Origin of the sequence: Polaromonas hydrogenivorans (assembly GCF_040105105.1) — a bacterium.
GTDB classification, from domain to species: domain Bacteria; phylum Pseudomonadota; class Gammaproteobacteria; order Burkholderiales; family Burkholderiaceae_C; genus Polaromonas; species Polaromonas hydrogenivorans.
In genome coordinates this window covers 2,034,820-2,053,440 of sequence record NZ_CP157675.1, presented here as the reverse complement: position 1 = coordinate 2,053,440, position 18,621 = coordinate 2,034,820, and the positions used below count along the sequence as shown (strand labels likewise).

15 protein-coding genes are annotated in these 18,621 nt (G+C 66.0%); 7 read left to right on the top strand and 8 right to left on the bottom strand.

The features are described from left to right. Nucleotides 1–11: 11 nt before the first annotated feature. Both modB and modC read left to right on the top strand, forming a co-directional pair. Nucleotides 12–674, top strand: coding sequence for a molybdate ABC transporter permease subunit (modB, locus tag ABLV49_RS09805; protein WP_349281396.1), 663 nt, complete (start codon nucleotides 12–14; stop codon nucleotides 672–674). 2 nt (nucleotides 675–676) lie between these two features. After that, on the top strand, nucleotides 677–1,747 hold the full coding sequence (modC, locus tag ABLV49_RS09800) for a molybdenum ABC transporter ATP-binding protein (RefSeq protein ID WP_349281395.1): 1,071 nt from the start codon (nucleotides 677–679) through the stop codon (nucleotides 1,745–1,747). Nucleotides 1,748–1,831: 84 nt separating this feature from the next. On the opposite strand, the gene ABLV49_RS09795 is transcribed toward modC, so the two are convergent. The 3 genes from ABLV49_RS09795 to ABLV49_RS09785 form a co-directional block, all read right to left on the bottom strand. After that, nucleotides 1,832–3,523, bottom strand: a complete 1,692-nt coding sequence (locus ABLV49_RS09795; RefSeq protein ID WP_349281394.1) for a caspase family protein — start codon at nucleotides 3,521–3,523, stop codon at nucleotides 1,832–1,834. A gap of 28 nt (nucleotides 3,524–3,551) precedes the next feature. Next, a complete protein-coding gene (locus ABLV49_RS09790; RefSeq protein ID WP_349281393.1) occupies nucleotides 3,552–6,716 on the bottom strand; it encodes a hypothetical protein in 3,165 nt (1,054 codons plus the stop codon). A 235-nt stretch (nucleotides 6,717–6,951) separates the two neighbouring features. Then, a complete protein-coding gene (locus ABLV49_RS09785; RefSeq protein ID WP_349281392.1) occupies nucleotides 6,952–9,501 on the bottom strand; it encodes a hypothetical protein in 2,550 nt (849 codons plus the stop codon). A 3-nt stretch (nucleotides 9,502–9,504) separates the two neighbouring features. On the opposite strand from ABLV49_RS09785, the gene ABLV49_RS09780 reads away from it, so the two are divergent. The 3 genes from ABLV49_RS09780 (at nucleotide 9,505) to ABLV49_RS09770 (ending at nucleotide 10,764) form a co-directional block, all read left to right on the top strand. Further along, on the top strand, nucleotides 9,505–9,690 hold the full coding sequence (locus ABLV49_RS09780) for a hypothetical protein (protein ID WP_349281391.1): 186 nt from the start codon (nucleotides 9,505–9,507) through the stop codon (nucleotides 9,688–9,690). 332 nt (nucleotides 9,691–10,022) lie between these two features. After that, nucleotides 10,023–10,481, top strand: a complete 459-nt coding sequence (locus ABLV49_RS09775) for a universal stress protein (protein ID WP_349281390.1) — start codon at nucleotides 10,023–10,025, stop codon at nucleotides 10,479–10,481. After that, on the top strand, nucleotides 10,474–10,764 hold the full coding sequence (locus tag ABLV49_RS09770) for a DUF4389 domain-containing protein (RefSeq protein ID WP_349281389.1): 291 nt from the start codon (nucleotides 10,474–10,476) through the stop codon (nucleotides 10,762–10,764). Before ABLV49_RS09775 ends, ABLV49_RS09770 begins: the two co-directional genes overlap by 8 nt. A gap of 57 nt (nucleotides 10,765–10,821) precedes the next feature. Here ABLV49_RS09770 and ABLV49_RS09765 read toward each other — a convergent pair whose 3' ends face one another. Next, nucleotides 10,822–11,622, bottom strand: coding sequence for an NYN domain-containing protein (locus ABLV49_RS09765; protein WP_349281388.1), 801 nt, complete (start codon nucleotides 11,620–11,622; stop codon nucleotides 10,822–10,824). Between the two features lie 150 nt (nucleotides 11,623–11,772). Between ABLV49_RS09765 and ABLV49_RS09760 the strand changes: the two genes are divergently transcribed. After that, nucleotides 11,773–12,684: a dienelactone hydrolase family protein gene (locus ABLV49_RS09760; RefSeq protein ID WP_349281387.1), complete on the top strand. Its 912-nt coding sequence runs from the start codon at nucleotides 11,773–11,775 to the stop codon at nucleotides 12,682–12,684. An 80-nt stretch (nucleotides 12,685–12,764) separates the two neighbouring features. Continuing rightward, on the top strand, nucleotides 12,765–13,868 hold the full coding sequence (locus ABLV49_RS09755; protein ID WP_349281386.1) for a glycerophosphodiester phosphodiesterase: 1,104 nt from the start codon (nucleotides 12,765–12,767) through the stop codon (nucleotides 13,866–13,868). 171 nt (nucleotides 13,869–14,039) lie between these two features. Here the strand turns inward: ABLV49_RS09755 and ABLV49_RS09750 are convergent, their stop codons facing one another. From ABLV49_RS09750 to ABLV49_RS09735, 4 genes are all read right to left on the bottom strand, one after another. Further along, a complete protein-coding gene (locus ABLV49_RS09750) occupies nucleotides 14,040–14,993 on the bottom strand; it encodes a tripartite tricarboxylate transporter substrate binding protein BugD (RefSeq protein ID WP_415838010.1) in 954 nt (317 codons plus the stop codon). Between the two features lie 79 nt (nucleotides 14,994–15,072). After that, complete coding sequence (locus tag ABLV49_RS09745) at nucleotides 15,073–15,945, bottom strand: HpcH/HpaI aldolase/citrate lyase family protein (protein WP_349281384.1); 873 nt, start codon at nucleotides 15,943–15,945, stop codon at nucleotides 15,073–15,075. Next, complete coding sequence (locus ABLV49_RS09740) at nucleotides 15,938–17,323, bottom strand: MmgE/PrpD family protein (RefSeq protein WP_349281383.1); 1,386 nt, start codon at nucleotides 17,321–17,323, stop codon at nucleotides 15,938–15,940. Before ABLV49_RS09740 ends, ABLV49_RS09745 begins: the two co-directional genes overlap by 8 nt. A gap of 102 nt (nucleotides 17,324–17,425) precedes the next feature. Further along, complete coding sequence (locus tag ABLV49_RS09735; RefSeq protein ID WP_349281382.1) at nucleotides 17,426–18,607, bottom strand: CaiB/BaiF CoA transferase family protein; 1,182 nt, start codon at nucleotides 18,605–18,607, stop codon at nucleotides 17,426–17,428. Nucleotides 18,608–18,621: the final 14 nt, after the last annotated feature.

Here is an 18,621-nt window from a genome sequence, read left to right as displayed (position 1 = left end):
ATCCCCCAGCGATGCAAGCCTCCGACCTGGCAGCGATTGCGCTGACCGCCAAACTCGCCGCCCTCACCACGCTGCTGCTGCTGATCATCGGCACGCCGATTGCCTGGTGGCTGGCGCGCTCGCGCTCGCGCCTCAAAAGCGTGGTGGGCGCCATCGTCACGCTGCCGCTGGTGCTGCCACCCGCCGTCATCGGCTTTTACCTGCTGGTGCTGCTGGGGCCAGAGGGGCCGGGCGGGCGGCTCACGCAGGCGCTGGGGCTGGGGCTGCTGCCCTTCACCTTTGCCGGGCTGGTGGTGGCGTCGGTCATTTATTCGATGCCGTTTGTGATCCAGCCGCTGCAGCAGGCCTTTGCCGCCATCGGCGAGCAGCCGATGGAAGCCGCCGCCACGCTGCGGGCATCGCCGCTCGATGCGTTCCTGACCGTGGCGCTGCCGCTGGCGCGGCCCGGCTTCATCACCGCCGCCGTGCTCGGCTTTGCCCACACCGTCGGCGAGTTTGGCGTGGTGCTGATGATTGGCGGCAACATTCCGGGCAAGACGCAAGTGCTGTCGATGGCGATCTACAACCACGTCGAAGCGCTCGAATACGCCAGCGCCCACTGGCTGGCAGGCGGCATGCTCTGCTTTTCTTTCCTGGTACTGCTGGTGCTCTACAGCCGGGGCTGGAACCGCTGAGCATGACCATCCAGGCAAAATTTGAACTGGCCTACCCCGGCTTTTCGCTGGACGTGGATCTTGAACTTCCCGGCCACGGCGTGACCGCCCTGTTCGGGCCGTCCGGCTGCGGCAAGACGACGCTGCTGCGCTGCATGGCGGGCCTGAGCCGGGCTCAATCCGGCCGCCTCATCGTCAACGGCGACGCCTGGCAGGACGGCGCCACCTTTGTGCCGGTGCATCAGCGGCCGCTGGGCTATGTGTTTCAGGAGGCCAACCTGTTTGCGCACCTGTCGATCCGCCGCAACCTGCAGTACGGCCAGTCGCGCATTGACGAGGCGGCGCGGCGCGTCGAGTTTGACCGCGCCATCGAACTGCTGGGCATAGTCCACCTGCTGGAGCGCAAGCCCGCCGGGCTGTCGGGCGGCGAGCGCCAGCGCGTCGCGATTGCCCGGGCGCTGCTGACCAGCCCGCGCCTGCTGCTGATGGACGAGCCGCTGGCCGCGCTGGACCTGGCGCGCAAGAACGAATTCATGCCCTACCTGGAGCGGCTGCACGGCGAGCTGGACATTCCGGTCATCTACGTCACCCACGCGCCAGACGAAGTGGCGCGGCTGGCCGATCACATCGTGGTCATGGATGCGGGCCGCGCGATTGCCAGCGGGCCATTGACCGAAACGCTGGCCCGCCTCGACCTGCCGATTCGCCTGGGCGAGGATGCGGGCGTGGTGCTCGATGCGGTGGTGGCCGAGCGCGATGCAGCCTGGCACCTGGCGCGGGTGACGTTCGCGGGCGGCAGCCTGTGGGTCCGCGACGGCGGCCAGGCCATCGGTGCTGCGGTGCGCATCCGCATCCTGGCGCGCGACGTGAGCATTGCGCTGGAAAAAGTCACCGGCACCAGCATCCAGAACTGCCTGCCCGCCACCGTCGGCGAACTGGCCAATGACAGCCACCCAGCCTTGTCGCTGACGCGGCTGGCTATCGGCCCCTCGCCCTTGCTGGCCCGCCTGACAAGGCGCTCAGCGGTTGAACTGGGCTTGGCGCCGGGCAAGCCGGTCTGGGTGCAGATCAAGGCAGTGGCGCTGATTGGATAACTTCGTAACTGCTCAGCATCCCCGATTTGCGCCTTCCCGCCTTTGGGGGAAGGAGAAATACGGACTCGCAGCAGCCCTTGTGCCTTACTTGCTACCGCCCGATTGGGCCAGCGCATCCATGTCAAACTCCCGCGAGAGCGCAAAGCTCGGTGCGTTCTGGCCCGAACTGTTGGGCGTCGTGCAGCCATACCCGACCCATTGCGTGGGCGACTCGGTCCACCACATGCGGTAGTAGAGCCGGCCATTCGTGGCGTTGTCGCGCAGCCGGCTCCACACTTCAGCCGGCAGCGTGTAGGCCGCCGGATACAGCGCCGAAGACTGGAAGGGCGTGACTTTCCACGAGCCGTAGAAATTATTGTCGTTGCGCTGCGCGCTGTACTGGTCGGTGAAGTACCAGCTGTTGGTCGAAACCTCGACGGCGTAATAACGGCCAGCCCCCGGGTTGACCTGGAAGCGGGGCGCCGCGCCGTTGGCCGGAAAAGCGGTGGGCGCGGTGATGGCGGGCACGCCGGCATCACCACCGCCGCTGCCGGGCTGGGTTTGCGCGACCAGGGCAACGCTGGGGGCGGACTGCGCGTTGCTATCGCTGGTCGTGACCTGGTAGTTCACCCAGCTGGTCGGGCTGCTGGTGCACCAGAGGCGGTAGTAAAGCCTTGAGGCCCCCTGCCGCAGGCGGTTCCAGGCATCCAGCGGCATCATGAAGGAGCTGCCCTGGCGGAACGGGCTGACCTTCCAGGATGCGTAGAAATTGCTGTCGTTGCGCTGCGCGCCGTTGGCCGTGCTGTTGAACAGGCTGGCATCGGTGGCGATTTCCACGGCAAAGTAATGGCCTGAAGGCACGGACACCGAGAAGGTGAGCGGCGTTGTGCCATTGGCGAACGACGACGGCCCCGAGATCGACAGGCCGCCGCCAGCCCCCGTGCCGCCGGCGCTGCCGGTGCCAATCGTGAACGGCTTCTCGGCCTCGAAAGCCAGGTTGCCGACGCCGGTGCGGAACAGGTTGGGCGTCTGATCCGAAGGCATGCGGGCGACGATGGCCGAATGGAACTGCGCATAGCTGCCGCTGAAAGCGCCGCCGTTCCAGACTTCCTTCAGGCGCTGCGTGAACAAGCCGTTGGCGTCGCCGTCGGACGACAACTGGTTGTCCTGGCAGCCCGAAATCAGGGTCACGCTGGCGTTGACCGACGCCCGGTGCGTCCATTGGCTGACCTCGTAGTTGCTCCGGTTGGCCAGGTAGTTGGCCTGGACGGCGGCCGGATCGGCGGCGCGAACGCGCGGCGGCGCATTCACCGGGCGGTCGTACTGCGCGGCGAATTCCGCGCTCTTGAACTTTTGCTGGAAGCTCATCACGCGCGCAACCGTTCCGCTGTGGCAACTGTCGGACAGCACGAAAATGCGCACGCCGGCCTCGAAGCTGGACCACAGGCCGTTCAGTTCATCGTCGAGCAGTTGGCGGTCCCAGAGCACCCAGGTTTCGTCCTTGCCGTCGGGCTCGTCGCCGGTCACGTCGTTGATCTGAGAGCCGTGCCCGGAGTAGGTCACCAGGCAGATATCCCCCGCCGCCAGCTGGCGGGCCGCCTGGCCGATGACGCGTGTCACCTCGGAAGCCGACGCCTCGGCGTCGGTCATCAAGGTGGCGGCATAACCGAGCTGCGTCGCGATCTGGTTCATGTCGCGGGCGTCGTTGATGCAACCCGCCAACTCTCCGTTCCATCCGTTGTAAGCGGCCGGGTTGACAAAATTCAGCCCGATGTTGACAGCAATTCCTTTGGCCATTTGAACTCTCCTCTTGGGTTGTCTTCGGTTAGGTGGAAATCATTTCCGAGGTGATCGTGACGATGTTGCTGTTGGCCTCCATGTCCCAGGCCCTCCAGGGAAGCGCTTCATCGGGCTTGCCGGCAAAAACCTTGGTGAGCCGAAATTCAACGATGCGCGCCGCCAGGTAAACCGTCAGCGGCAGCAAGAAGTTGACCGCGCCCCGGCGGCTTTCCATGCCGACCCGGAAGACGCCCGGGACATCCCGCAGGCGCGCGTCAATGTCGAGCCGCGTGAGGCCGTGGTTTTCATAATTGACGACATCGAGGAACACCACATTGCACTCGATCTCCTCGATCATGGCCCGGACCTCTTCAAAGGTCGGGTTGCCGTCGGCCAGCGGGTCGGCGTCGGCATAGGCTGCGGTGTAGGCGCCGGGCGCGGCCACGTCGAGCGATGCGCCGGGCGCCAGCGTGGCCTCGACGGGAACGCGCACGGGCTCGGCCGAGCCGCTGAACAGGTACACATCCTTGACCGCCATCGAGCCCTCGATGCGATTCGTCAGCTGCAGCGTGGCGCCCTTGGGCTGCAGCGTGACCGGGCCTTGCAGCCACGGGCCGGTGATGCGGCGCAGATGCACCGACAGCGCCGAAGTGACCACGCTGCCGTCTTCCAGGGTGAAGCGGGCGGCGCCGCTCAAGCCGGTGTTCTGGATCAGCGTCTTGAGCAGCAAGGCGCTGGCCAGGTCGGTCGCCAGCGCGGTGTGCAGGCATTCGGGCGTGGCCGAAGTCACCGCTTCGACCGGCGGCGTCGAGGTCAGGTTCCAGCTGAATTCGGTGCGCTGGGCCAGCATGTTGGGCAGCTCCAGCACCGGGCTGGCGGCCTCTAGCAGCAGCCGGCGGCGCAAGTCTTCGACCGCGTAGGGCGACAGCGCCGGACCGAGCATGGCTTCAAAGCGGATGCGGTTGTTTTCGGGCCGCTCGGCGTCCAGCGCGGCATAGACGATCAGCGCCGGGCGGTATTCACGGTCCGGCGTGCCGGGCGCGTGGCGCGTGATTTCATAGGCCAGCGGAACCAGCAGAAACCGGCCCGGCTGCCGGAGATTGCGAAACACGCGGTAGGACGGCCGGTTCAGCGCGACCACTTCCTGGTAAGTCTGGGAAGAGGCCTGGCCCAGGCGATAGGCCTCCGCGCAGCCGATGGACACCGTGGCCGCCGCCTGCTTTTCGCGGTAGAAGGCGCCCAGTTCGGCGCAGGAGAAAAACGCATCGAGCGATTGCTGCCGGATCGTGCTGCGCAGGGCGTATTGAATCTTTGAAGGCAGGGCAATGGCGGCGGTCGAGGTGCTGATGCGCCCTGCCAGCGTGAGGTTTTGCGTCACCAGGTGCGCCGAGGCGGGCCGGACCACGAACTCGCGCCCGCCCGAGGAAACCAGGATGCTGTCGGCATCGTCGCGCGATTTCGCGAGCAGCACGGCACTCGATATCTTGCCGCCCAGCACCAGTTGCGGCCGGTTGAAAACCGGTGCGTAGCCGGAAAACTGGAACGCCACGTCGAGCCGCGCGGCTTCGCTTTGAAAGTCCGCCGTGGACAGCGAGCCGTAGGCGGTGCGGGCCGCGTCGTTCAGCAGTTCCACCGTGACCAGCAGCCGGCTGCCGGAGCGCGTGACGACGCCCCGGCAGGAAGCGCGCTTGAGCACGCCCGAGGCCTCGTCGATGTAGGGAACGCTCAAGGTGACCGAGGGTTCGACCGGCTCGATCATGCGCGCCGTGAGACTGGTATTGACAGCCAGCGCGGCGCTGGCGGCCGCAGGGCGGGACAGATCCAGCGTGAAGCGCAGCTTGGCGCGGATCGCCGGCCGGCCCGATTCACTCGTGCCGATGCGCTCGAACTCAAACAGAAACGCGCTGGTGTCGGGCGCTTCGTTCGGCGCGGGCCGCACCAGGGCGATGGCCGGCAGATACCAGCGCAAATTGGGATTGGTCTTGTCGCTAAGCAGCGGTGCATTCAGGTCGCTAAGGATCGGCAGCGAAACGGCGATCAGCTCGGGCCTCAGGAACACGGCTTCAGGCAGCATGAAGTGCGCGACCTGCGCCACGGCCGGGGTTGAAACGGTGGCGGTGGTGGCAACGGGCTGCTGGATGCGGATGGCCTGCGTTGCGAGCAGGTGCGAGGTGGCCGAGGGACGCACCGAAGGCCGCAGGGTCGCGGCAACGGTTTGAACCTTGCTGCCGGCCAGCATGGCGCCCATGCCGACAGCACCCCGGGTCGAGCGCGAACTGCTGCGCGTCAGGGTTTCAAGCAGCGGGCCGCCTTCAAGATTCCCCGAAGGGCCGACGACGCTGAGGCAGGCGGCCCGGTCGGCGGGGCTCAGGGCATTGCCCAGCACCGCCTGCAGGGAACAGGCTACGTCCAGCTGGCGCAGGGTGTCGGGCTGCCCTTCTCCATTCAGGCAAGTTGAGCCCGGTGCCGGGCGGCGACCCAGCAAGGCGCCGTCCGGGCCCGGAACCAGCAGGCCATTGCAGGCCTGGCGAAATGCGGCAAAAGTATCCGGAGGCAGATTCAGCTGCCCGAAAACCTGCAGGAAGGATTCCTCCGACAGCGCGCCATCAACGGCAACCGCCTTGAGCTTGTCCCACAACTCGGCGGGACTCAGGTTGAGCGCGAAGCCGGCGGCAGGCGCGGCGGCGCGGTATTCAATATGCGCCTTCAGCTCCAGCCCGCCCTCCTGCGTGCCCGGTTCGCCGTTGAGCGCATCGAGCACCGCCAGGGTCTGGTCGCGCGTGAGCGGCGTGTGCAGCGCACCGCGCAGCAGCGGCGCGCTGAGGCTGGCCACGGCAAAGGCCGGCTGGCCCGGCGAATGCAGCGACACCCTGGCCTGGCGCGCAAAAATCGGCCGGGCCTGGGGCTGCTGCCCGGTCTCGGTTGCCGGCGCCCGGTAGTCCAGCTCCATGCCCAGGTAGCCCGACATGAGCAGCGGCCGGATCGAGTCTTCACCGGCAGCCGGCGCGCGCGAAAGCAGCAAGACCAGCGAGAATTTGGGCGAGGTTTTTCCGCGCACCAGGCGCGGAATCTCCAGAACGCCGAGCCGCAAGGCGCTGCCTTCGCGTTCGGGCAGCCGCACCGGCCCCGGTATTGGCTCCGCTGCCCGCTCGTCCGATGCCTTCTGCGGCATCGGCTCGCGCAAGGGCGAAGGGCTGAGGATTGATGACATGGCCATGGACCTCCCGGCAAGGTAAGGATGCGGTCAGCAATAACTTTCCTGCGTCATACCCGCGAAGGCGGGTATCCAGACTCGTTTGAACGTTTCAGCCCGTGTTGCTGGATTCCCGCCTTCGCGGGAATGACGAACGGGAAGTTACTACTTTTCCACATCCTAAATATTCAGCAAGGGCCGGGCAGGCGGTTCAATCGCCCTGCCCGGCGCCGTTTGGGGTCAGGTTGTCAGCTCAGGTATTGACCCAGCCTTCCGGATCCTGGCCGGTGCCGGTGGACACCGGCTGGCGCGATGCGCCCCGGCCCTTGGCGCCGCCGCTCTGGCGCGCCCGACTGGCCGACTCATAGTCGTCTTCCCGGAAACCATCCACGGAATCGGCGCCCACCCGGTAGCCACTGACTTCACTGGTGACCGGCCGTTCACGCGGCGGAACCGGTTGTCCCGAAGGCGGCGGCTGCGTCGTCGCTGACACGGGTTGCCCGGGCACAGCCACGGGAGGCTGGACCACGGGGGTTGCCCCGGGAGGCGGTGGCGGCACGCCGCCGCCGGTGGTGACCGTTTCCGGGATGCTCGGAGGCGTCACCGTTTCTGCGCCTGTCCCGCCAGCGCCGGTATCCAGGCCCTCGGCGGCGCGCACCAGGGTGTCCGAGAACATTTCGCGCTGCGTCAGGGCCCGCTTGGTCACGCCGGGGTCGTCGGCCATCGGCACGTTGATCATGATCGCGCCGTTGCCGATGGCGTTCTCCCACGGGCCGGTCCAGGCCTGCCCCTTGCTCGTCAGGGTGCCGCGCACCGTGACATTGACGCGGTACTGGTAGTCGGTCTTGAAGTCGGCCTGGCCGGTGTAGATGCGCCAGAAGCGCGGCTCCATCTGGTCGGCCGAAATGAAGCGAAAGCGCGTGACCTTGTCGGCGCGGTTCTTGCCGTCGGCACGCTGGCCCTTGGCGCGCATTTCCACCTCGACAATCTCGGCCGTTGACTGGAGTTCGACGCTTAGCGCGACCGGCCCCACGTCCAGGGTTCCGGCCGAGTCGGCGCGGGCTTCCATGATGTTGTCGTTCGACAGCGTGCCGTTGGCGCCGGGGTCCAGGTCAATCACATTCTGTTCGACATCAATGTGAAAGAAGGGGAACTCGCTTTCGGTCGGCGGCTCCAGCAGGTGGATCTTGCGCTTCATGTAGGTGGCATCGGGCTCCCAGGCGGCGGGCGGATTCGAGACTTCGCCCTTGCGCCACTGAATCCAGACCGGGCGGAAGGTGATGTCGGGCGAATCGCTCTTCTGGAAGGTGGCGGGCTTCCAGGCAATCGAGCCGCGTGAATCGGGATAACCGACCTGCGCCGAGACGAAGGCCACCGGCTCGCCGGCCCAGTTCCGGGCCTTGTCAGGCCAGTTGACCACCGGCTTGACGATGCGGAACAGCTTGCGGCTGAGTTCGCCCAGCACCAGGCGCTGGAAGTACTTGCCCTCGGCCTTGGGATCGTTCTTGATCTCGTTGTAGAAGCCTTCGAGCGAACTGGAAATCGTGTGCGGCTGGTTGTAGCGGAAGTAGCGCGTCTCTTCATAGGCCAGGTTGAGCTGGGTCTCGTCGCGCCGGAACTTCAGCGCCACGCCCGCGCCGTAGCCGAACAGGGAACCGAAAATGCCGCCGCCCGAAGTCGATGCCTGGGCCGGCTCGACCTGCGGAGGGGGCGGGTCAAAAATCACCTTCTTGGCCTGCTCGGTGAACTGCTGCACGATCATGTCGATGCGCTGGTTGATCATCTTCTCCATTTCCTGCGCGCCCGGCATGGTGCCGTCGATATCGACCTCGACCTTGATGTCGCCCTTGATCCGCAGGTTGTTGAACTCGGCCTTGACGTCGGCGGAGAACCACAGGTAGCGGGCGTTCACATGGGCCGAGAAATGCTGGAAGATGCGGTCCCAGCTGCCGGTGATCTTCACCCGCATGAGCTGCGACCACATCGGCATGACCAGGTTCTGCGTCACGAACAGCGGGCTGTAGGTGCCATGAAAGCCGGCCCAGACGATTTCGCTCGGAATCGGGCCGATCACGCCGCCATAGGCATTCTCGCCGCCGGTGATCGAGCCGGGGCCGCTGCCCTGGATGCGCCAGGCCCAGGCGTCAAGCTGCGTGCCGCGAAACTCGCGGCCGTGGGGCACTGGCGCCCAGGCCGAGCGGTTGCCCAGCTGCATGAAGTCGCGGCTGCGCGGCCCCTCGGGCGCGCCGGGCTCGCCGCCGCCGGTGGGCGTGGGGGTGCTGACAGGGTTGGCCACACCGCCGCCGGCACCGGCGCCGATGTTCGGCGTGGCGCCGGAAGCATCGGGCGCCAGGCTGGAGATGACGGTCTGGTTGGAGGTGATGGGCGCAATCCGGATCTGCGGGGCGATGCGGGTGCGCAGTCCCCAATACTTGTCGTTGCGTCCGCTGAAGCGTTCAAGAATCTGGGCTTCGGCCTGCTTCAGCACGCTGGGAGGAAAGCGCGACGTGGTCGTCAGCGACAGCACGCCGCCAGAAGTCTCTCCTTTTTCAATGCCGGCGGTGCTTTCGTCAAACACGCCGACGAAGTGAATGTGGCGGAACTTGAAATCGTTGTTGGCGGCGTTGCGCGCCAGCCGGACTTTTTCCGGAATGTAATAAAAGACGGGGGCCTTGCGCTCGCGCTGCAATGCATCGTTGTTGCGATCCGGCAGGAAAAGCAGCGTATGCCCCTCCCCTGCTTCGTCCTGAATGACAAACTCTTCGAAGCCACCGGCAAAAACCGGCCCTACAGGATCGGACATATTGTGTTCTCCTCTGGTTGGTTCCAAAGCGCCCTGAAATTTGAACGCCCGGTCATCACGAAGAAAGTCTTGGAAAACGCGCCATTCATTCGCGATGCGCGCTTTTATACGCCGGCCCTTGCCGCGCCTCAATCGGCGGCCGCCCATGTTGGTTACAAGCCGTCTTGCCCCTTCAATCATCAAACCTGATTCAACCGATGTTTTCAGCAGGGCGGTTGATACAGCACATTTGTAAATTTTTATATAAAACAATGAATGCGGCTGTCTGCGAAGCAGCACCGTTTTTCAGGAAGAGCCTTAGCTCAGCTTGAAACCTCTGTTGCAATTTGCAGCAAAACAGCGATATTTGTGAAACTTGAGGGTGTTAAATCAACTTGCCTGTTCGCCGGCCGGTTTCAGGCTGGGTAAATGCCAGAGGCCGAAATGCCGCGCGCTTGATGCCTGTCAACACCGCGAACCGGCGCCAGGCCGAAGATAAGAACGGCTCCATCCTATTTCCTGAAACCGAAAGACAAGCAGCCATGTTCAAGCACATCCTCCTGGCCACCGACGGCTCCGCCGCTTCCCAACACGCAGCGCAAATGGCCGTGGACATGGCGCGCATCCATGGCGCCCGGCTGACGGCGCTGTATGTGGTCGATCCGTATCCCTACCTGGGCATCAGCGAAACCAATCCGCTGGGTTTTCAGTCCTACATGGCCGCAGCCCGCGAACATGCAACGCAAGCGCATGCCAAAGTGGCCGAACTGTGCAGCCAGGGCGGCGCGCCGGTGGCGCTGCAAACGCGCATTGTGGAAGACCTGAGCGCCTCGGAAGGCATTGTGCAAACCGCCCGGGACGAAGGCGCCAACCTCATCGTCATGGGGTCGCACGGCCGCACCGGCCTGGCGCGCTTCGTGGTCGGCAGCGTGGCCTCCAAGGTGCTGGCTGCCGCGCCGGTGCCGGTGCTGGTCGTGCGCCAGGGAGGCAGCGATGAATGATGAAATGCTCAAGCTTCCCCCGCCGCGCAAGCTGTGGGTTCGGGCGCTCTTGATGATTTTGCTGGCAGCGGCCTTTCAACTCGCTGCATCGGTGCTGCTGTTTGTCGCCGTCCTGCAACTGATATTGGCCGCCACCAGCGCATCCAATGCGCGCCTGCAGGAACTGGGCCGCAGCCTGGGCCGCTACCTGGCGCAAATCGCCGAGTTTGAAAGCTTCGGCAGCGAGGCGCTGCCCTTCCCGTTCAGCGCCTGGCCTCCGGGCAACAGCCGAATCAGCCTCTAGCGCATGTTGTACGGGCGGTAGCAGCTATATTTTCGATAGCATTGAAACCGACAGGCGTCAGCGCAGCCGAAGCATGGGCTCCGCGTCGTCGCCTTGCCGGACTTCCACCAGCGCATCGAAGGCCTGGCGCATGGCCAGGAAACTGGCGTGTCCGTGCTCCTTCGGGTCAAAGGTCGAATCCAGCCGCTTGATCATCTGCCAGAGGGCCGCCTGGCTGACCCACGCATCGCCCTGGGTTTCGGCAAGCAGGCGAATCGCGCGCCTGAAGATGTCCGCCGCAGCGTCATCCTGCAGCGGCTGCGCGGGCTGGAGCGCAGGCGCTTGCGGCTGACTTTCGACCAGGTTCTCGTAGTAGCGAAACTCGTGGCAGCTCTTGGCCCAGTGGCGGTTGGTCGATTTTCGGGCGCCGATGCCGATCAGGCTGCGGCCGGCCGCCTTGACCTTTTGCGACACCGGCATGAAGTCGCTGTCGCCACCCACGATGATGATGGTGCCGATGTGGCCAAAGCGGCCCATGTCCTCCATGGCGTCCAGGCACAGCTTGATGTCGGCGCCGTTCTTGGCCGATCCGCCCGGCGGGAACAGCTGGATCAGCTCGACCGCGCATTGCAGCAGCGCATCGCGGTAGCGGCTGAAATACTGCCAGTTGCAGTAAGCCCGGTTGATGGCAATCGGCCCGAACGACGCGGCCAGCTCGACCACCGCCTGAATGTCGATCAGCGGCTCCTGCACCCGAAAGCGGTTGTCCTGCTTGCTGTAGGCGCCCTCCTGCCGCGCCTCGCACAGGCTGGCATGCAGGTTTTCAAAATCCCAATACAGGGCAACCGAGGGTTGTGATTCGCTGGCGCGCTGGCGCATGAAGGGCCTCTTGAACTCTTGAATAAAGGCGCGATGCTACCGCGCCCGGCTTACATTTCGCCTGCATTCCTTCCAGGGTTTTGCGCCCGCAGGGCCGGCGCGATGCTGGCCGGCGGCGTATGCTGCAGTTTTTAAAAAAGGGAACGCTCCATGCCGCCACGCCTGACCGCTCAAGACTTCGACCAGGAACTGCTGATCCTTTTCGATGCCTATGTCCACGGCAGCCTGGACCGGCGCGGTTTTCTGGCCCAGGCGCAAAAGTTCGCCAGGGCCGGCCTGACCGCCGCCGGCCTGCTGGCCGCGCTGAGCCCCGACTTTGCCGCCGGCCAGCAGGTTCCCAAGGATGACGCGCGGCTGAAGACCGAACGTCTCAGCTATCCCTCGCCCGCCGGCACCGGCAGCGTCAGCGGCTACCTGGCGCGCCCGGCCAGCGCGGGCTCGGCCAGGCTGCCGGCGGTGCTGGTGATTCACGAAAACCGGGGCCTGAACCCGCACATCGAAGACATCGTGCGCCGCCTGGCGCTGGACGGCTTCATGGCCTTTGCGCCCGATGCGCTGACGCCGCTGGGCGGCTACCCCGGCGACGAAGAAAAGGCCCGCACGGCCTTTGCCACCCTGGACCAGGCCAAGGCGCTGGAAGATTTCGTGGCGGCGGCCCAGTGGCTCAAAACCCGCGGCGATGCCACCGGCAAGCTCGGCGCGGTGGGCTTTTGCTACGGCGGCGGCATCGTGCATCTGCTGGCCACGCGCCTGCCCGGCCTGAATGCGGGTGTTCCCTTTTACGGCAACACGCCATCGCCCGCAGAAGCGGCCAAGGTCAAGGCGCCCCTGCTGGTGCAGCAGGCCGCCGTGGACGAGCGCATCAACGCCGCCTGGCCGGCCTATGAAGCCGCGCTGAAGGCGGCGGGTGTGAAGTACGCGGTGTACCAGTACCCGGGCACGCAGCACGGCTTCAACAACGACACCACGCCGCGCTATGACGCGGCAGCCGCCAAACTGGCCTGGGAGCGCACGCTGGCTTTCTTCAAGACCAGGCTGCAGGGCGACTCGGCCAGCGCCTGAATATCAGCAAAACGGCTGACATGCCGCTGTCACCGTGGCATCCTACGCTGGGCAGACCGATCAACCAGCCCGGGGAACCCATGAAATCGCATCTTTCCATCATCGCAGCGGCCATCGCCTGCGCCAGTTTGCCCGCATGCGCCGGCGACAACGCTTTTGCGGCCTTGACGCCGCTGCCAGCCCGGCTGGTGATTGGCCACCGGGGCGCCAGCGCCCTGCGGCCGGAACACACGCTCGAATCCTATGCCAGGGCGATTGAAGACGGCGCCAATGTCATTGAACCCGACCTGGTCAGCACCAAGGACGGGGTATTGGTGGCACGCCATGAAAACGAGATTTCCGGCACCACCAATGTGGCCAGCAAGCCGGAGTTTGCCGCGCGCAAGACCACCAAGCTAATCGACAACGTCAGCACCACCGGCTGGTTCACCGAAGACTTCACGCTGGCCGAGTTGCAAACGCTGCGCGCCCGGGAACGCATTCCCGCCAACCGCCCGGCCAACACCGCATTCGACGGCCAGTTCCTGGTGCCGACCTTCCAGGCCGTGATGGACCTGGCGAAGGCCAAGACGCGCGAAACTGGCCGCACGATTGCGATCTACCCGGAAACCAAGCACCCCAGCCATTTCAAGTCCATCGGGCTGCCGCTCGAACAACGGCTGGTCGATGCGCTGGACGCCAACGGCTATCGCGGCCAGTCGGCACCGGTGTTCATCCAGTCGTTTGAAGTCGCCAATTTGAAGGAAATCCGCCAGTTGACCGATGTGCGCATCGTGCAATTGCTGTCGGCCAGCGGCCAGCCCGAGGACTTCCGGCTGGCGGGTGACGCGCGCACCTATGCCGACATCAGCAGCGCTAGCGGGTTGCGCGAGGTCGCCGCCTATGCCAACGGCATCGGGCCTGACAAAGCCATGGTGATTCCGCGCAATGCGCAAAACAGGCTGGGCACGCCGACTTCACTCGTGACTGACGCGCATGCGGCCGGCCTGGTCGTGCATCCCTACACCTTCCGGCCCGAAAACCCCTTCCTGCCCGCAGACCTGCGCCGAGGCAGCGCCGCATCGCCGAGCGAGCGCGGCGACCTGGCGGCCGAAATCAGCGCCTACCTGCGGGCGGGCATTGACGGTTTTTTCACCGACGACCCGGCCATCGGCCGGGCAGCGCTGGACAGCTTCACGAAGTAGCGGTGAACGCCATGGCCGGATGCAGCGGCAACACTCATTCCCCGTGTCATTCCCGCGAAGGCGGGAATCCAGACTCGTTGAAGCGTTCCACCCGCGTTGCTGGATTCCCGCCTTCGCGGGAATGACGGTTTTTACTGTCTGAGGCAGGTAGCTAATCAGGACAAAACATGCTCAATCCGCGTAAATGCCGGCCTTCTTGATCACCGGCCCCCACTTGGCGATTTCGGCTTCGAGGTGGGTCTTCAGGCCGCTGGCATTGATCTTGTCCATGGGCGCCGGCTCGGAACTCAGGTCCGCCAGGCGCTGCCTGACCATCGGGTCCTGCATGGCGGCCTGCAGCGCGGCGGTGATCTTGTCGAGCACCGGCTTGGGCGTTCCCTTGGGCGCATACATGCCGTGCCAGACCTTCACTTCAAAACCTTTCATGCCCTGCTCGTCGAGCGTGGGCACATTGGGCAGGGCCGACAGGCGCTTGAGCGTGGTCACGCCGAAGGCCTTGATGCGGCCCTCCTTGATCATCGGCACGGTCTGCGTGGTCTGGTCGCACAGCAAATCGACCTGGCCGCCGAGCAGGTCGTTCATGGCCGGGCCGGTTCCCTTGTAGGGAATGGTGTTGAGTTCGGCGCCCAGCTGGGTCATGAACAGCAGGCCGCACAGGTGCGACACCGCGCCCAGGCCGGCGTTGGCCAGCGACACCTTGTTCGGGTTGGCCTTGATGTAGGCCTTCAGCTCCTGCAGGTTGTTGGCCGGAAAGTCCTTGCGCCCGAGCAGCGTCATCGGCACATCGACGACCTGGCCGATGTACTCGAAATCCTTCAGCGGATCGAAAGACAGCTTTTTGTAGAGCGCCGGCGCGGTCGCCATGCCCATGTGGTGGATGAACAGGGTGTAGCCGTTGGGCGCGGCGCGCGCGACCTTGGTGGCGGCAATCGTGCCGCCGGCGCCCACCGCGTTTTCGACCACCACCGCCTGCCCCAGCGACTTGCCCATGGGAACGGCGATCATGCGCGCCACCACGTCGGTCGGGCCGCCGGCCGCGAACGGCACCACCAGCGAGATCGGCCGGTCGGGGAACGGCGCCTGCGCCGACGCGGAGGCCGCGAGGCCGGCCACAGCCGCGACCATCGAGGTCATGAGCACGGTCTTGAGTTTGAGTTTCATCTTGTCTCTTTCTTGGGTTAATACATCGTCAGCATCGTTAAAACTACATCAGCGCATGCAGCGCCGCCTGCGCCAGCGTGCGCTGCGCCAGGAGCAATACCGGCGCATCGACCATGCGGCCATCGAGGCTGAACACGCCGCCGCCGGCCGCCTCAAAGGCCGCCTGCACGCGCCGCGCCCAGTCGATCTCGGCAGCGCCGGGCGAGAACGCCGCATTCACCGCCGCTGCCTGCGCCGGGTGGATGCACAGCTTGCCGCCAAAGCCGCCGCGCCGGCTGCGCGCCGCGTCAAGGCTCAGCTGCGCCGTGTCCCGCGTGCCGGGCGAAATGCCATCGACCGGCGCGGACAGTCCGGCGCGGCGCGAGGCCAGCACCAGCGCCAGGCGCACCGGCACCAGTTCAAGCTCGGCCGCATCGCAGGCCAGGCCCGCATCGGCCTGGAAATCGAGGTGGCCGAAGGCCAGGCGCGCTACCCGCGGGCAGGCCGCCAGCGCGTCAAGGGCATCGAGGCCGGCGACCGACTCGATCAGCGGCAGCAGCGCGCAGGAGGGGCCTGTGTGCGCCGCCACCTCGGCCAGCACAGCCGCCGATTCGGCCTTGGACACCATCGCCGCGCCCAGTCCGTGCGCGGCCAGCTCGCGCAGGGCAATCAGGTCGTCGGCATGCCAGGGCGTGCCGGCGGCGTTGATGCGCACCAGCAGGCGATGGCGCTGGGCCGCATCAATGCCGTCAAACGCCTGCATCAGGGCCTGCCGTGCGGCGCTCTTGTCGGCCGGGGCCACCGCGTCTTCCAGGTCGATGATGACGGCGTCGGCACCGGATGCCAGCGCCTTGGCAAAGCGCTCGGGCCGGGTGGCAGGCACAAACAAAAACGAGCGCGCCGAAGCCAGCGCCAGGGTCACAGAGGTTTCAGACATGGGCTGGACTCGCTTCACGTTGGCGCAACAAGGAGCCGACCACCGGCACGCCGGCGATCTGCCACAGCGCATCGACTGACGCCTGCATTTCATCAGCCGTCGCGCCGCCGCTGAACGCGGCCAGCCGCAGTGCCTTGGCGGTGATCTCGGCGCGGCTCAGCGTGTTGCCGGGGTCGCCCTTGGGCTCATCGACCCGGCCGTGCAGCACGCGGCTGTCCGTGGTGTGCACCGTGACCTTGCCGATCCAGCGCTGCGGGTAGGCGGCATCGACCTCGGCGTCGAGTTCCATGCTCACGCGCCCTGCCAGGCTTTGCGTGGCATCGTCCAGGAAATGCTGGTCGAATTCGGCCAGCCCGGCATGGCCGAAGCGCGCCACCAGCGCCAGCACCGTGCCCATCGAGAACTTGGATTGATGCACCGTGGCGGGCCGCAGCACCGGACCCAGCACGTCAATCGCGCCCTGGTGCACCTGCGTGACGACGCGGGCCAGGTCTTCTGGTTTAAGCGCATGGGCCTGCATGACCTGCAGCAGCGCATCGGCCGCCGGATGCGTGTGGCGGCAGGACGCGTGGAATTTGAACGACGTTTCGGCCGTGGCCCAGCGCGTGCCCAAACCGTCGGTGAGCCGGGCGACATCGGCGTCGCTCGACATGCCGGCGGCCATGCCCTGCGGGCCTTCGAGAATCTGCGCCGCGCCGGTAAAGCCGTCCTGCGCGAGGTAGGCCGACATCAGCCCGGCCGCCGCCGCGTGCGCGGTGTGCAGTTGTTTTGAATCGGCTGCGGTGCGCAAAAACTCCCACAGCCCCGCCGATTGCGTGCCGGCCGAGCCAAAGGCGTGCTGCATCTGCCGCGCATCGAGCCCGAGCAGATGGCCCACGGCCGCAGCCGCCGCCAGCGTGCCGGCCGTGCCGGTCGTGTGGAACACCTTGTAGTGCGAACGGCCGAGGAATTCACCGACGCGGATGCCGACCTCGTAGCCCACGACCGATGCGGTGAGCAGTTCCTGGCCGCTGGCGCCCAGCGCCTGCGCGGTCGCCACGGCGGCCGGGAAGACGACGGTGGCCGGATGGAACACCGAGCCGTTGTGCACATCGTCCTGTTCGGCCACATGCGAGGCGGCCGCGTTGGCCATGGCCGCCAGGTAGGGGCTGGTGCGGGCGCGGCTGACGATCACTTCGCTGGGGCCGGCCTGCGGTCCCATGGCCTGTGCAAAGCGCGTGATGCTCGCGACCGGACGCGAGCCGTGGCCGGCGACGGTCGAGCCGAACCAGTCCACCAGCAAATCTTCGGCCCGGCGGACCACCGGCCCGGGAATGTCGTCGAAGCGCAGGCTGGCGGCAAAGGCGGCCAGCCGGGCCGTCGGGGTTGTGGAATTCATGCAAATCGTCCTTTTTATGCGTCAAATTGGCTGCTTGCGCTTGATGGGCATGCGCAGGCAGCTATTGATTTGATAGTGACCGGCTGGTTTCGCGGCCATCGGTCAGATGGCGCCCGCCGCGCGCAGACGGGCAATCTCGTCATCGCCCTGGCCCAGTTCGCGCAGGATGGCCTCGGTGTGCTCGCCGACGGCCGGAATCGCGTCCATGCGGTAGTCGAACGCGTTGTTCCGCCCCGGCGGCAGCAGCGCTGGAATAGCGCCTGCCGGCGAGTCCACGCTCTGCCAGCGCTCACGCGCCTTGAGCTGCGGGTGCGCCCAGACCTCGGCCATGCTGTTCATGCGGGCGTTGGCGATCTGCGCCTTGTCCAGCCGCGCCACGACCTCGGCCGTGTTCAGGCTGGCAAAGGTCGCCAGAATGAGGGCCTTGAGCGCCTCGCGGTGTTCATTGCGTTTCGCATTGCTGTCAAAGCGCGCATCGCTGGCCAGGGCCGCATCCTGGAGCACCACCTCGCAGAAAAACTTCCACTCGCGCTCGTTCTGCAGGCCCAGCATGACCGTGCCGCCGTCGCCGGCCTGGAACGGCCCGTACGGGTAGATGCTGGCGTGCGATGCGGCCGTGCGCGGCGGCGGCGGCGCGCCCTCGAACGCGTAATACAGCGGGTAGCCCATCCATTCGGCCAGCGATTCAAGCATCGACACGTCGATGTGGCTGCCCTGCCCGGTCTTGCCGCGCAGCAGCAGCGCCGACAAAATGCCGGTGTAGGCATACATGCCAGCGGCAATGTCGGCCATCGAATTGCCGGCCTTGCTGGGTTCGTCGGGCGTGCCGGTGATCGACAGCATGCCCGCTTCGCTCTGGATCAGCAGGTCGTAAGCCTTCTTGTCGCGGTAGGGTCCGTCCTCGCCATAGCCCGAGATGTCGCAGACGATCAGCTTCGGATGCAGCTTGCTGAGCGTCTCGAACGACAGCCCCATGCGCGCCGCCGCGCCGGGCGCGAGGTTTTGCACCAGCACATCGGCCTGGCCCAGCAGGTCTTTCAGCGCCGCCAGCGCCGCCGGCTGCTTGAGATCGAGCGTCAGGCTTTCCTTGGAGCGGTTGGTCCAGACGAAATGCGAGGCCTGGCCCTTGACGCGGCTGTCATAGGCGCGCGCGAAGTCGCCTACGCCGGGGCGCTCGACCTTGATGACGCGCGCGCCCAGGTCGGCCAGCTGGCGGGTGCAGAACGGCGCGGCAATCGCATGTTCGAGCGAAACAACGGTGATGCCGTCAAGCGGTCGTGTCATGGGGTTTCCTTGTT

Excerpts from the sequence above, each read along its gene's own strand:
- ABLV49_RS09765 (WP_349281388.1), bottom strand. The coding sequence starts at position 11,622 with ATGCGCCAGCGCGCCAGCGAATCACAACCCTCGGTTGCCCTGTATTGG.
- ABLV49_RS09770 (WP_349281389.1), top strand. The coding sequence starts at position 10,474 with ATGAATGATGAAATGCTCAAGCTTCCCCCGCCGCGCAAGCTGTGGGTT.
- ABLV49_RS09795 (WP_349281394.1), bottom strand. The coding sequence starts at position 3,523 with ATGGCCAAAGGAATTGCTGTCAACATCGGGCTGAATTTTGTCAACCCG.
- ABLV49_RS09760 (WP_349281387.1), top strand. The coding sequence starts at position 11,773 with ATGCCGCCACGCCTGACCGCTCAAGACTTCGACCAGGAACTGCTGATC.
- ABLV49_RS09740 (WP_349281383.1), bottom strand. The coding sequence starts at position 17,323 with ATGAATTCCACAACCCCGACGGCCCGGCTGGCCGCCTTTGCCGCCAGC.
- ABLV49_RS09735 (WP_349281382.1), bottom strand. The coding sequence starts at position 18,607 with ATGACACGACCGCTTGACGGCATCACCGTTGTTTCGCTCGAACATGCG.
- ABLV49_RS09745 (WP_349281384.1), bottom strand. The coding sequence starts at position 15,945 with ATGTCTGAAACCTCTGTGACCCTGGCGCTGGCTTCGGCGCGCTCGTTT.
- ABLV49_RS09790 (WP_349281393.1), bottom strand. The coding sequence starts at position 6,716 with ATGTCATCAATCCTCAGCCCTTCGCCCTTGCGCGAGCCGATGCCGCAG.
- modB (WP_349281396.1), top strand. The coding sequence starts at position 12 with ATGCAAGCCTCCGACCTGGCAGCGATTGCGCTGACCGCCAAACTCGCC.
- ABLV49_RS09755 (WP_349281386.1), top strand. The coding sequence starts at position 12,765 with ATGAAATCGCATCTTTCCATCATCGCAGCGGCCATCGCCTGCGCCAGT.
- modC (WP_349281395.1), top strand. The coding sequence starts at position 677 with ATGACCATCCAGGCAAAATTTGAACTGGCCTACCCCGGCTTTTCGCTG.
- ABLV49_RS09785 (WP_349281392.1), bottom strand. The coding sequence starts at position 9,501 with ATGTCCGATCCTGTAGGGCCGGTTTTTGCCGGTGGCTTCGAAGAGTTT.
- ABLV49_RS09750 (WP_415838010.1), bottom strand. The coding sequence starts at position 14,993 with ATGGTCGCGGCTGTGGCCGGCCTCGCGGCCTCCGCGTCGGCGCAGGCG.
- ABLV49_RS09775 (WP_349281390.1), top strand. The coding sequence starts at position 10,023 with ATGTTCAAGCACATCCTCCTGGCCACCGACGGCTCCGCCGCTTCCCAA.